This window comes from Methylocapsa palsarum (genome assembly GCF_900114285.1).
GTDB classification, from domain to species: domain Bacteria; phylum Pseudomonadota; class Alphaproteobacteria; order Rhizobiales; family Beijerinckiaceae; genus Methylocapsa; species Methylocapsa palsarum.
Window position 1 is genome coordinate 1 of record NZ_FOSN01000007.1, and the last position, 13,359, is coordinate 13,359.

9 protein-coding genes and 3 pseudogenes are annotated in these 13,359 nt (G+C 63.3%); 4 read left to right on the plus strand and 8 right to left on the minus strand.

Annotation, left to right across the window (positions count from 1 at the left end; translation table 11 throughout):
• Window positions 1-278: 278 nt before the first annotated feature.
• From BM177_RS09115 to BM177_RS09125, 3 genes and pseudogenes are all read right to left on the minus strand, one after another.
• Window positions 279-800: pseudogene (locus BM177_RS09115) on the minus strand (tyrosine-type recombinase/integrase); the annotation flags it as partial.
• Between the two features lie 91 nt (window positions 801-891).
• Complete coding sequence (locus BM177_RS09120; RefSeq protein ID WP_091681364.1) at window positions 892-4,023, minus strand: efflux RND transporter permease subunit; 3,132 nt, start codon at window positions 4,021-4,023, stop codon at window positions 892-894.
• Window positions 4,020-5,153 (minus strand): annotated as a pseudogene (locus tag BM177_RS09125) (efflux RND transporter periplasmic adaptor subunit). The gene BM177_RS09120 and the pseudogene BM177_RS09125 overlap by 4 nt, the downstream one beginning before the upstream one ends.
• Window positions 5,154-5,281: 128 nt before the next feature.
• Here BM177_RS09125 and BM177_RS09130 point away from each other — a divergent pair.
• A complete protein-coding gene (locus tag BM177_RS09130) occupies window positions 5,282-5,914 on the plus strand; it encodes a TetR/AcrR family transcriptional regulator (protein WP_091681365.1) in 633 nt (210 codons plus the stop codon).
• A 62-nt stretch (window positions 5,915-5,976) separates the two neighbouring features.
• Here BM177_RS09130 and BM177_RS20595 read toward each other — a convergent pair.
• The 4 genes and pseudogenes from BM177_RS20595 to BM177_RS20010 form a co-directional block, all read right to left on the minus strand.
• A pseudogene (locus BM177_RS20595) lies at window positions 5,977-6,228 on the minus strand (ATP-binding domain-containing protein); the annotation flags it as partial.
• A 177-nt stretch (window positions 6,229-6,405) separates the two neighbouring features.
• Window positions 6,406-7,848 (minus strand): metal-dependent hydrolase family protein, encoded by a 1,443-nt coding sequence (locus tag BM177_RS09140; RefSeq protein ID WP_210185898.1) that lies wholly within the window; start codon window positions 7,846-7,848, stop codon window positions 6,406-6,408.
• 105 nt (window positions 7,849-7,953) lie between these two features.
• Window positions 7,954-8,838: a carbohydrate porin gene (locus BM177_RS09145; protein WP_175492547.1), complete on the minus strand. Its 885-nt coding sequence runs from the start codon at window positions 8,836-8,838 to the stop codon at window positions 7,954-7,956.
• Entirely contained in the window at window positions 8,820-9,203 is a 384-nt protein-coding gene (locus BM177_RS20010; RefSeq protein ID WP_175492548.1) for a hypothetical protein, read from the minus strand. The genes BM177_RS09145 and BM177_RS20010 overlap by 19 nt, the downstream gene beginning before the upstream one ends.
• A 248-nt stretch (window positions 9,204-9,451) precedes the next feature.
• Here BM177_RS20010 and BM177_RS09155 point away from each other — a divergent pair, with 248 nt between their 5' ends.
• Complete coding sequence (locus BM177_RS09155) at window positions 9,452-10,090, plus strand: Crp/Fnr family transcriptional regulator (protein WP_175492549.1); 639 nt, start codon at window positions 9,452-9,454, stop codon at window positions 10,088-10,090.
• A 229-nt stretch (window positions 10,091-10,319) separates the two neighbouring features.
• Here the strand turns inward: BM177_RS09155 and BM177_RS09160 are convergent, their stop codons facing one another.
• On the minus strand, window positions 10,320-12,398 hold the full coding sequence (locus tag BM177_RS09160; RefSeq protein ID WP_139223573.1) for a hypothetical protein: 2,079 nt from the start codon (window positions 12,396-12,398) through the stop codon (window positions 10,320-10,322).
• 153 nt (window positions 12,399-12,551) lie between these two features.
• On the opposite strand from BM177_RS09160, the gene BM177_RS09165 reads away from it, so the two are divergent.
• Complete coding sequence (locus tag BM177_RS09165; protein ID WP_139223574.1) at window positions 12,552-12,746, plus strand: hypothetical protein; 195 nt, start codon at window positions 12,552-12,554, stop codon at window positions 12,744-12,746.
• A gap of 32 nt (window positions 12,747-12,778) precedes the next feature.
• On the plus strand, window positions 12,779-13,255 hold the full coding sequence (locus BM177_RS09170; RefSeq protein ID WP_091681380.1) for a DUF1622 domain-containing protein: 477 nt from the start codon (window positions 12,779-12,781) through the stop codon (window positions 13,253-13,255).
• Window positions 13,256-13,359: the final 104 nt, after the last annotated feature.

The following is a 13,359-nucleotide window of genomic DNA, read 5'->3' on the forward strand; positions in this document are numbered from 1 at the left end:
GTTCTGCACCTCGTGTTGGCGACGCTGTTGGCCCGGGCGTTAACTCGAGGTCCATCCTGAAAAGCCGACTCGGATAGTTTGCGCGCCAATTGCAGGCGTTTGAGCTGAGAGCGAATGGCAGCTAACCAGCCCGTGGCCGCCGAAATCGCCTCGGCGACCTAGCGTCCGCTTTCGAGAACCATCGCCTTGACTGGGACCGGCCGGGATGGGCGCATCGCGGAGACCCCAACGCGGGCACATAACTCCTCGGCGCCGAGGTCGAGGAGATCATAAGATCGCTATACCTCCGTGCCTTCGGCAAGGGCGAGCGCGTCCTCTACGTCGACGCCGAGATAGCGAACGGTGCTTTCGATCTTCGTGTGGCCAAGCAGGATCTGCACCGCGCGCAGGTTGCCTGTCTGCTTGTAGATGATCGACGCCTTGGTTCGGCGAAGCGAATGTGTCCCGAAGTCCTCCCGGCGCAATCCGATCCCGGTGACCCACTCGTCAACCAGCCGAGCATATTGCCGAGTGCTGATATGATTGGCATGATCGGTCCGGCTTGGAAAGACGAAGTCGTCGAGCGTACCGCCGCGGCGTTCAAGCCATGCCAGAATGCTGCCGCGAGCGGGTTCGAGGAGTTCGAACTGAACGGGTCGGCCGGTCTTCTGCTGAATGACGATCGCGCGTGTACGAACCCGGCCACCGCTGATGAGATCGCCGATTTTGACTTTGACGACGTCGCATCCCCGGAGCTTACTATCAATCGCGAAATCAAACATCGCGCGGTCCCGAAGCCGGCGCTCTCGATCCAGCCAGAACCCGCCAGTGCGATAATGCTTCCGCGTGACCTCAGCGCGTTAACGTGTCAATGCCCGTCGGTTTTTTCGCCAGCTTCGGTCGCGGCGGCGTTCATTCGCCCGGAGTTGGGCAATGCCCATCCAGCGCCGCCGCCGCTCGCGCCGGCCCGCGCGCTTCGCTCTCCGCCTCGGCCGGCGCCGGCCGGACGCCAAACCAGATGGCGTAGAGCGCCGGCAAGAAGACGAGGATCAGAACCGTGCCGATCGCCGTCCCGCCGATCAACGTGTAGGCCATCGAGCCCCAAAACTCTGAAAGAGTGAGCGGAATGAAGGCGAGAACGGCGGCGAGCGCGGTCAGGATTACGGGCCGGGCGCGCTGCACCGTCGCCTCGACGACAGCCTGATACGGCGCGAGGCCGTTCGCTTCATTGGTCCTGATCTGCCCGATCAGGATCAGCGTGTTGCGCATCAGGATGCCGGCAAGCCCGATCAGGCCTAGGATCGCGGTGAAGCCGAACGGCTGATGAAACAAGAGCAGGACCGGCGCGGCGCCGACGAGACCCAGCGGCGCCGTCAACATGACCATCATCATCGCCGAAAAGGAGCGGACCTGTACCATGATGATCGCCAGCATCATCGCCAGCATGACTGGGAAGACGGCGATCAGGGCCGTGTTGGCCTTGACCGACTCCTCGATGTTTCCGCCCATCTCGATGCGATAGCCGATCGGCAGTTTTGCGATGACCGGCCGCAGCGCCGTCTCGATCTGGCTCGAGACCTCCGGCGGCTGCAAGGCTTCGTCGATGTCGCCGCGCACGGTGATCGTTGGGGTGCGGTCGCGGCGGCGCAGCAGCGGATCCTCCATGCGCACCTCGATGCGGCCGATCTGGTCGAGCGGGATAAGGCGTCCATCCTGGGACGAGAGCGTAAAGTCGGCGAGGCGCGCCGGATCGAGCCGCTCGGCGCCGGCGCTGCGGGCGACGACGTCGACGGTGCGGATGTCCTCCCGCGCTTGCGTCACCGTCACGCCGGTGAGCAGGAACTGAAGCTGCTGCGCCGCATCGGCGGGCGTGAGGCCGATCAGCCGCAAGCGGTCCTGATCAAGAACGAAGCGCACGGCCGGCGCCTGCTGGCTCCAGTCGCGATTGACCTGCCGCATGTTCGGGTTGGAGCGCATCACAGCTTCGACCTGATCGGCGACGCCCCGCAGGATCGTCGGATCAGGCCCCAGGACCCGGAACGCGACGGGGAACGGCGCGGGCGGACCGAACACGAGCTGGAGGACGCGCAGGCGCGCCTCCGGCGCGAGGCCTTCCGCAATCGCCTTGCGTAGCCGCGCCTTCAGCGCTTCGCGGGCCTGCGCATCGGGAGTCAGAACGATGATCTTGGCGAAGGACGGATCAGGCAGTTCGGGGTTGTAGGAAAAGAAAAACCGCGGCGCGCCCTGGCCTATGGAGCTCGTCACGATTTTCGCTTCAGGTTGTCGTTTCAGCCATGTCTCGACCCTGGCCGAGGCGGCGCTGGTCGCCTCGATGCTTACGCCCTCCGGCATCTGCGCCTCGACCAGAAGCTCAGGGCGATCGGAGGTCGGAAAAAACTGCTTGCTGACCGCGCCGAGACCGGCGACGGCGAGCGCGAAGGCCGCGAGGACGCCGCCGGCGACGAGAAACTTCCGGCGCACCGACCAGCCGATCGCGGCGCGCAGCCAGCGGTAATTGGGAGTGTCGTAGATCGCCGCGTGGCCGCCGGCTGCGGGCTTCACGTCGGACAGCAGCGCGACGCCGAGGTAGGGCGTGAAGGCCACCGCCACGACCCAGGAGGCGATCAGCGCGAACGCCACGACCCAGAAAATATTTCCGGCGTATTCGCCCGAGCTTGAATTCGCGAAACCGACCGGCATCAGCCCGACCACGGTGACGAGCGTGCCGGCCAGCATGGGCGCCGCCGTGTGGCTCCAGGCGTAGGCGGCGGCCTCGACGCGCCGCATGCCCTGCTCCATCTTCACCAGCATGATTTCGATGGCGATGATGGCGTCGTCGACGAGAAGGCCAAGCGCGAGGATCAGCGCGCCAAGCGTAACGCGGTCGAAGACGCGTCCGGTGTTCAGCATGATCACAAACACGACGGCGAGCGTCAGCGGAACGGCGGCGGCGACGACGAGACCGACCCGCCAGCCAAGGCTCGCGAGGCTGACGACGAGAACGACGCCGAGCGCGACGAAAAACTTGAGCATGAACTCGTCGACGGCCTCGGCGATGTTCACCGCCTGATCGGTGACCTTGGCGAAGGTCACGCCTAGCGGCAGATCGGCGGCGATGGTCCGCGACTCGGCCTCGAGCGCCTTGCCGAGGTCGAGGCCATTCCACCCCTCCTGCATCACCACGCCGAGGGCGAGGGCGGGTTCGCCGTCGTGCCGGATCAGGAGGGTCGCGGGATCCTCGTAGCCGCGGCGCACTTCGGCCACGTCCGACAGCCTGAGGTTGCGGCCCCGGGCGACGATCGGCGTGTCGGCGATTTTCTGGATATCGTCATAGGCGCCATCGAGCCGCACGAACACCTGCGGGCCATTGGTGTCGATCGATCCCGCGGGCGTCACCGCATTCTGGCTCTGCAGGGCGGCGAAAACGTCGCGGGCGCTCACCCCGAGGTTGGCGAGCCGCGCATAGGCGAACTCGACAAAAATGCGCTCGGGCCGTTCGCCGAGAATGTCGACCTTCTTGACGCCCGGGACGCGCAACAGTTGCTGCCGGATCGCCTCGGCCTGGCGGACGAGCAGGCGCGGCGCGAGGCCGGGCGCCTTCAGGGCGTAGACGGCGAAGGTAACGTCGGAATACTCATCGTTGACGAACGGCCCCAGAGCGCCCTGCGGCAGGTTGCGGGCCTGGTCGCCAAGTTTCTTGCGGGCCTGATAGAACTGGTCGGGCACCTCCGCCGGCGGGGTGCTGTCCTTTAGGGTCAGAGTCATATAGGCGAGGCCCGGCCGCGTCATCGTCTCGACGCGGTCGTACCAGCGCAGCTCCTGCAGCCGTTTCTCCAGCGGCTCGGCTACGAGGTCCTGCATTTCCTGGGCGGTCGCGCCGGGCCATGCGGTCGTCACCGTCAGAACCTTGATGGTGAAGGCCGGATCCTCGGCGCGGCCGAGCTTGAGGAAAGCGAAGATTCCAGCGACGGCCACCGCGATGATTAGGAAAAGTGTGACTGCGCGCTCGCGGACCGCCAGGGCGGAGAGGTTGAAGCCGGTCATTGCTGCGCCAGGCTCCGGTCCATGACCCGAACCAGTTCGCCTGCGTGCAGGAGATGGGCTCCGAGCGCGACGACGCGCTCGCCGGCATAGACGCCGCTCACCGCCGCAGATTCCGCCGCGAGCCGGCGGATCTGAACGGGACGGAAGGTCACCGCCGACGAAGCCGGATCGACGATCCACACGCCGGGGCCCGTACCGTCATCATAGATCGCGCCAAGCGGAACCTCAGCGTCCTCGCGAACCGCATGGGTCTCGATCGCGATCGTCACGGTCGCGCCGAGCGGCGCCTGCGCCGCCGCCCCGTCCAGAAGGTAGCGCGCCTCAAATGTCCGGCTGGCCGGATCGGCGGAGTCCGACAACTGCCGCAGGCGCGCCGGCGACGGCGCCCCCGGCGACCCATAAAGCCGCGCCCGCGCCGCGGAGCCGAGCGCGGGGCGCACCGACTCTGGCAGGTTGACGGCGGCTTCCCGCGATCCGGCGTGCGCGAGCCTGACCACGGTCTGGCCGGCGGCGACGACTTGGCCGGGCTCAGCCGCGGTCTCGACGACGGTTCCGTCGGCGTCCGCCAGCAGCACGGCGTAGCCGCGTTCGTTACGGGCGATTCCGGCCTGCGCCTCCGCTGCGGCCAGCTGAGCGTTGGCGCTGTCGAGCGCGGCCCGGGCCTGTTCGTATTTCTGGCGGGTCGATCATCCTTTGGCGACAAGACGGCTGTAGCGCGCCTCGTCGGCCGCCGTCTGCGCGGCGGCGGCGCGCGCCGCCGCGACCGCGTTGTCCTTCGCCGCCAGCGCGAGATCGAGATCCTTGTTGTCAAGGCGCATCAGCGGCTGGCCGGCCCGGACGCCTTGGCCAGCGTCGACATAACGTTCGACCACCTTGCCCGGAACGCGAAACCCGAGATTGCTCTGGACGCGAGCCGAAATCACGCCGGTGAAGGACTGCTCCGACCCGTTTGCCGCCCGCACTAGGGCGATCTGCACGCGCGGCGGCTCCTTTCGCGGATCGGCCTCGCCCGCGCCCGCCGAACCGGGGCCAGCCGCGACGGCGAAGGCGGCGGCGGTCCGGAGCAAGATCAGGCCAAATCGCAAGGGCGCTTTCGCGCGCGACCCGGTCGAGGGCTGGATTTTGCGCATTGGAGTGGGCATGCTGACGTTCCGATCCTAAATATGGACTGAACTGTATCGTACTGCTATAGAGCTAGCCTCGGAGACTCGCCGAGTCAACACAAAACGATACAGTCCAGTACAGGCCCGAAAACCCGATGACATCGCAACTGACAGTCCAGCCCTTCCAGCCGCGCGACGACCCGAAAGAGGAAAGCATCCTCGGCGCGGCCAAAGAGGCGTTCATGGAGCTTGGCTACGCGGCAACCTCGATGGATCTGGTCGCGCAGCGGGCGCATGCGTCGAAAACGACGCTTTACAAACGGTTTCCGTCGAAAGAAGCGCTGTTTTCGGCGTGTATCGCCGCGGAATGCGAGGCGCGCGGCATGAATTTTCCGGTCTCCGTTTTTGAGGAATTGCCGGTCGACCAGGCGCTGGCGGAAATCGGGAGTCGGCTGCTCGACCTTTTATGGTCGTCGGAAGCGATCCGCATGGAGCAGATCGTCAGCGGCGAAGCGGCGCGATTTCCAGAGGTGGCCCATCTTTATTTCGAAGCCGGCCCCAACCGCGTCTGCGAGGCGATGACCGAATATTTCGAGGCGGCGGCTAAAAGCGGCAAACTCGCCGTGGCGAAGCCGCGTTTCGCCGCCGAGCAATTCGTCGCTTCGCTGAAAAGCCTGCGCTACGCGGGAATAGTTTTTGGGCATGGCCCGAAACCAGCGAAACAGGAGCGCGACGCCTTCGTCGTCGAAGCCGTCGCGCTGTTCCTCGATGGCGCCCGCCCGCGATAGGACAACACGGTAAGCTGCAACCAGAGCGGCATCGTCACGGCCCGCTCCCTTCGCGGCGACTTCAACCACTCCTCCTGTTTGGTCCAGCGGTGGCGCCCCGCCCAGCTCTTGACCGCGATCACCACGGCCCTGCGCTGGCCGATGACCACGAGACGTTTCCCACGCGTGACGGCGGTGTATGCGAGGTTTCGTGCCAGCATCGTATAATGCTGTGTCGGGAGGGTGATGACGATGGCCGGATATTCGGATTCTTGCGATTTGTGGATCGTCATCGCATGGGCAGTAAGCAGCGCGTCGAGTTCGCCGAAGCGATATTCGAACTCGTCGGCGCACCGCACGGGCGGCCCGTTAACTGAAGGGCAGGTTCGGCGCGCCAAACTTAAGATAGCCGCCGTTCGCGAACTTGCTGTTGATGTCCCACGTCTGAGGCCAGCGGAGCCGTGAGAAAAAAAGGCTTGCGTAGCTTGGGAAGCGAAGAAAGCGCCCCTGCGTTAACCTGAGATCTTATCCTTGTAGATTTTGCCGTTTTTCATGATGACTACGAGATTTTTGCCTGGATCCTCGAAGAGTTTGAGGTTGGAGAGTGGATCGCCGTCGACGAGCAGAAGATCGGCGAGCGCGCCTTCTTCGACGACCCCCAGTTTGCCGGGGTAAGGATTGCGCGGCCCTGACATCGCTAGAAGCTCGCCGTTGTCCGCAGTCGCCATTTTCAGCACGTCGGCCGGCGCGAACCAGCGCGCCAATTTGGGCAAATAAAAGCCCTGCCGCACAGCGCCCTTGGGGTTGAACTGGATGTCCGTGCCGAATGCGAGCTTCACGCCATATTTCTTGGCTGCAGTGTAGGCTCTGTCCGTCCCCTCAGCGACCTGTTTGTACTTCCGCTCGTTCTCAGAGCCGGGCACGGTCGGAATGCCGTCCTCATCGTCGAGGAACGGCTGCGTGCTCAGCCAAATCCCGCGGTCGCTGAGCATCTTGATCGTCGGCTCGTCCAGGAGCTGGCCATACTCGATGCATCGCACGCCAGCGCCCACCGCGAGCCGCACTGCTCTCGGCGTGTACGCATGAACCGTGACATAGGTTCCCCAGTTCTCGGCGTCGGCGACGGCGGCCGCGACCTCCGCCTGGGTATATTCAGTCACGTCGACGGGATCGAAGTTGGAGCTTACGCCGCCCCCGAGCGCCAGCTTTATCAGGTTCGCGCCCTGCATCAGCTGCTCGCGCACGACGCGATGGACTTCGGGTTCGCCGTCGGCGACGGCGCTGTAACGAAATCGCACGCCGGCGACCACGCCCGGATTGCCCGCGGAGGGCAGATCGGCCAAGGATCGGAAGTCGTTGTGGCCCGAAGTCTGCGAGACCATCGTGCCGGCCGCCCAGATTCGCGGACCGTCCAGCCGGTTCTCTTCGATCGCCCGCCGAATCCCGAACACCGGCCCCCCGGCGTCGCGCACCGAGGTGAATCCGGCCATCAGCAAATCCCTGGCTCCGGTCGCCATTCGAATTTGCAGATAGGCCGGATCGCCGGCGATCAACTCCGGCATCGAGATGGTGTTGAATGTCACATGTGCGTGCGCGTCAATGAGGCCAGGCATCAGCGTGCGGCCCCCGCCGTCGATGACAAAGACGTTTGCATCGGCGCCGGCCTGGGCTTGAGCCGGCGAAATGCGTTCGATCGTGTTGCCGCGCACCAGCACATTCGTAGGCTTCGGAACGCCGATCCTGCCGTTGAACAGCTTGACATTCGAGAAGAGGATCCCCCGCTTCGGTTCCGCAGGAGTGGGCGCGGGTTGCGCAGGCGCTGTCTTCATCAGAGCGACGCCTGCCGCCGCCATTGTTAAGCCAGCCAGAAGCGAGCGCCGGGAGAGAATGGCGCAGCACGCGCATCCGACATTCGGGATCGCCAGATGCTGATATTTCGCGCCAACTCGTATCATGGGCGCCTCCGTTTCGAGTTGAGTGTCCCCTTGCGACGGTTACGTCGGGGAGCGAAAACACCTCGCTCAGCATAGGTCATTGGCTTCCGTGCCTCGGGGAGGTCGTCAGAATTTGATCTGGCTTCTAAGACCAAGAAAAACCGCCCTCTGGCCACCGGCAAGGGCAGGCTCAAGAAACTGGGCGTCGGCCGTTACGCGAAACCATGGGGTCGCCGCAAAATTATAAAATACCTCCCAGCCTCGCTCGTCGCCGAGGCCGATCCTGAAAAAGGCCAGGCTTTCCTTCAGATCGACGCTAATGTTATTCCGGAAATACATGACGCCCCAGCGGTCAATCTCGCGGGACGGCAGGAAACTACTGCCAGCGATGCCGAAGAAGTAGGTGTTTTTGATCGGGTTGGGATTGCCATCGGAGACGGATATATAGCCGAACGGTCCCCAGCCTTGCTTTGGATCGGTTGGATTTTGATAAAAATATTGTTCAAACTCGTAGTTAAGGAACCAGCGATTATTTTTGATATTCGGCTGAAGCGCCGCTTGCGGCGGTAGAAATAATTGTGGGATGTCCCCGAGATCAAGCCCATTTTGCGTGCTGTAGACGGCCTTGACGCCCTGATAGCCATTGAGCCCCGCGATGGTGACGGGGACTGTGACCGATCCATTAAAGGTAATGCCGTTGCTGAAAGGATGCGAGATCACCGCGGGTATTTGGGCGTTGCGTGGATCATAAACATAGAGGCTGAAAATCGCGGGGTCCGTCCTGACGGTCAGATTGGCTCCCACGATATAGGCCGGAATAATCCCGGTAACCGGCGCCGTCGGCGTGATGTTCATGAATTCATCGTAGCCGCCGCCGCCGCGAATGGGCGTCTTGGCGGCTTGGTCGAGCATATTGAATTTGCCGAACGTGAAAGTAACGCTCTCGCAGAATTTCTGCATTATGATCAGTGAGGTATCCGTGTTGTAACCGCCTACCGTCGGCCAGGCCACAACGCTGTACCGCCTGTGAAGTTCAGGTTTTCGCCCCACACCCCTTCTTGATGGACGCTGACAGACAATCCGGGCCATAGACCCAGCTTTTCGCCATCGAACGTGACGAATGCGTCGCCTTTACCGCCGTACACCCACGTATGGCCGCCGATTCCTACCGGCATCCCCTGGTAGAACTGCGTAACCCAAAACTCAGCGCCGACGCCAAGAGATCGCAGAGCATCCTTGGGGCTGTCAGGGTAATCAAACAGAGATGGACGGGTCCCAAGCGAGTCGAGATCGATGACTCCGTCGCAAAGCGCTTGACGGCCGATCAGGAGGAGGCACGGGATCGCCATCAGCGCACCGAAGACCAACCGCCTCATGACTTGTCACTCCCCGCTGAAATGCCTCGCCCATGCTTTGCTCGGCCGCTCCAGGATGCGCATGTGATCAACGCCGCAGTATCCGATCTTTTCGGGCCGGAGACCGGGCTCCCGCTACGCCTCAGACCGAACACTTTTTCCTAAAATCTGTCAGAAATTTGCACCTCCTCGACTAAGATACAGCCGCCGTGACAACGCGTCCCTCTCTATATTGCGTCGCGTTGCTATCGCATGATTGGTTCAGCGATTTGCCGCAGCAGGCCCAGGACGACTTCCTGGCGCGTGGGCGACGGCGAGTCTTAACGCCAGGGCAGCGCCTGTTCTCACGCGGCGACAAGGCCGATGGCATGTTTCGCGTGCTCGAATGCTCCGCTCGCGTCAGCAACGTGTCGCGAACCGGTCAGGAAACGGTGCTCGACTATTACGGCCCCGGCGCCTGGTTCGGCGAGGTGTCCGCGATCGACGGACTGCCGCGGGTCCACGACGCTCGCGCGCACGAATCAGCGACGGTGCTGCATCTGACGACATCGGATTTGGACGACTTGATGATCCTTCATCCAGTATTGAGCCGCGCCTTGCTGCGACTTCAAGCTCTTCGCCTGAGGCTTCTGTTGGTCGCCCTTGAAACCTATTCGGCCCAGTCGATGGAGCAAAGATTGGCCAACCGGCTCTTGATGCTCGCCATCTCTTTTGGCGTGGCGACCACAAAGGGCCTGAAGATCAAGCTCCATCTGCCGCAAGAGACATTGGCGCAACTCATCGGCGCCACACGTCAGGGTGTCAATCAGATCCTGAAGAAGTGGGAGGCCGAAGGTACGATCGGGCAGCGATATGGGCGTATTTTGTTGCTCGACCAGGCGAGGCTTGAGAAACTGGCGCAAGACTGACGAACTTCAGAAGTTCGGTTGATAGGGCCTTAAGAGCGAATGTGGGCTTATTGACATTTGGCGGCCTTCTCAAACGGCCACCGGCGCTTGCTAACTCAAAGGGTTTCGTGTCAGCGATAGTCTGTCGCGGAACCGCCTCATTTGGCATGAGCCACGATGTTGACAAATGGCAGTTTTCTGACACGAGCTTCGATCGCATGAATGACTGCGATGGGCGCTCTGCGGTCAACTAATGAACGGGACGCGCCGGCCCGATCTGCGGCGCGCGCACGGGCTTGGCGATGCCGTAGAAGACCACCACACCCTGGCCGCCGCATCGGGTTGAAAGCGCTTCGGGTGGGCTGCTGTAACAACTGTCGATGTCCTGCCAGTTGTTCATCGCCCAGACGTCGCCCGCCGGACTGACGCCGATATCGGTCTGCATCTGCAAGCCGCCGCCGACGTAGCCGCCGGGCGGCGAAATCTGATCGCCGGTCTTCATGCCGGGCGGGCAGTGCTCGGTGCGGACGCCGCAAAGCTCGACGATCGGGCTGCTCGGCATGGCGAAGTTGGAAATCCAGACATTGTCGTTTCCGTCGACCGCCGCAGCCCACGGCCCCGGCAGGCCGCCGCCGACGAACGGCGAACCCGGAAAGTGTGTGCCGTCTGGCCTCAGCAGGTTCACGCTGCCGCCGCGCCAACCGCCCTTCTGCTGCGACATCGTTCTCGTCAGGTAGTCAGCGGCCGACGTAACGCCTGCGAGCTTGAAGTGCAGCCCGAAGTCGATCATATGCATCATGCCGAGAAGCCCGTTGCCGAACCGGTCGGTGACCCAGACGTTGCCCTGGCTGTCGATGGCGAGCCCGCTGCTGTTGTAGCCGACCTTGAAGTTCTCGGCCTTGCCGGGATCGGACGCCGGAAAGCGGGTGACGTGGTCGACGCCGCTGTTCGACACCCAAATCCGGTCCTGCTGATCGACGCCGAGATGAAACGGCGCGCGAAACGACCTGCACGGCTCGGCGCCATCGCCCTCGCAGACGATTCGGCCCTTGGTCAAATCGCCCTTCGGGAAATAGACCAGTTGGCTCTTCTCGACACCCAAGACCCAAACGTCGCCGCTCGGCGTGACGATCACGCCTTGCATCAGCCCGAGACGGCCGCCGAAGGTAATGCCTTCGGGCGGCGTCAGCGGCTTGCCGGTCTTGTCGAAGACCGTAATCGACTTGCTGCCATAGCTGGTGAACCAGGCGTTGTCGTTGGCGTCGACCGCGGCGCCGAAGGTGCCTCCCTCCATACCGCCGCCGGCGAAACCCGTGGTGATCGGCGAGAGCGGGCGACCGTTTGGCGCGAATTTGGTGGCGTGGCCCTGCCAAAGGGCGTCCGACGCCTGCCAGCCAACGGTGAAATTGTCGCCAACCCAAAGATTCCCCTGGCTATCGAACATCGCTTTGCCGCCCGCGCGATAACCGCCGCCGTCGAATTTGAGCGGCAGCGTCCAGGCGCTCGGCGCCGTATTGAGATAAGGCATGAAAGGAACCTGGCGCAGGTTCTTGCCAATCGGAACCGGATAGAATGAGTCGAGCAGCGCAAAGACTCGCCCCGGCAGATACCAGGGCGCCTTCGCAATTGCCTGAGCCGCCGTCAGCGTGTCGACCGGCGCGACGCCCTTTGGCGGCTTTGCCGCCTCGAACAGCATTTCGCAGGCGATGGGCCTGACTTTCGTCGCGCAGCCTGCGAGCGCGTCCGCCAGCGTCGCGAAATTCGCCATCGTCGGCGTCTGGCCGCTGTTGAGCGGGTCCTGAATGGCGCCGCCCCACCCGCCGGTTTGCAGATCGACGAAGTTTGGGACGTTGCCCGCGGCGATGCTGAGACTGAGCGCGGGACCCTTTAGCGCAGCCCCGTCGAGGAACTGCGCGTTGGTCCAGACCGATGCGACGGTCGTCATCTCATTGATGGTGAGGTGGGCCGGGGGCGTCCCGCCCAACACCGCCAGAAACGCCAGCGCTGGGTTGTCGCCCGCACTCTTGTTGGTCGAGGGGACGCCGCCTTTTGCGATCAGATATAGGCTCACGCCCGGTCTAGGCGTCTCGCCAGTGCTGAGCGCAAAACTCCCGTCGTCCGCCGTTTTCGTTTGCGCCAGTTGTTTGGGCTCGCCGGCATTGCCGGCCCATAACGTCACGGTCGAACCCGCGACCGGCCCACCGCCGGCCTGAACCTGCCCGTCAAAACGAAGCGCGGCTTCGGCCGGGTTGGCCGCGAAGCCTGCCAAACCAAGGAAGCTCGCGGCCATTGCACGACGCACCGCCCAATTTCCGCTTTTGACCTTCATTGCTTCCTCCCTAGGGTTTCGCCGATTGAATACAAGAACTCGGGACCGGGCTCAGTGCGAAAATTCAATAATGATCCTCCGCGAATTCGCTTCAAATTTATCAGCGATTCAAACTGTCCTAAAATAGGGACGAATACCTGCTCACCGCCCCTCATGACCGTCACTGCCTTCACGCCGGATGGCGGCGCCGTTGGACTGAACGGCTCGCGTGGGCCGAAAGCTGAAACTCAACTGAGCCGCTACCGGGCGAAGACCTATTTCAGGGAAAAGACCTATTTCAGGGAAAAGACCTGCGGCGCATGCGGCTTCGCCGTTGCAAAACCCCCGCCGTTCTTGCATCACTCTTAAGCTAAGGGTTTGATGCGCGCGAGGAGCTTTGGATGTTGCTGGTCAGTGCGCGCGCCGACGCCCCCGCGCTGAGCGGCGCGTGGGAGAAGGCGCTGTCCTCCATTCCCGCGATCCCGGATCTCGTCACCGCGGGAGGACTGATCCTCGACGTCGCGGGCGTGTTTGTCATCCTTTTCGGCGCGGTCGCCGCGACCTCGTCCTATCTTTTGAATCGAAGAGACGCCGCCTCGTTCCCGCTCTATCGCAAGAGCCTCGGCCGGGCGATCCTGCTCGGCCTCGAATTCATGGTCGGCGGCGACATCGTGCGCACCGTTTCGGTCGAGCATCCCAGCATCGACAACGTTCTGGTCCTTGGCATGATCGTCCTGATCCGGACGATCCTCGGCTGGTCGATGCAGGTCGAGATCGAGGGCCGCTGGCCCTGGCGCGGGTCCGAGATCGCGGCGGACGCCGGTCGGCCCGCGGATGAGCCTTCCGGCTTTGTCACCGGATCGGATCGGCGGTTCTAGAGCGTAGTGACGATTTATCGCATGAGCGATCGGAAAGCGCTCTGGGCAGCCAGAACCGGCCGCCTTCATCCAGACGACAGACATTGGCCGTTGTTTCGTGCTAA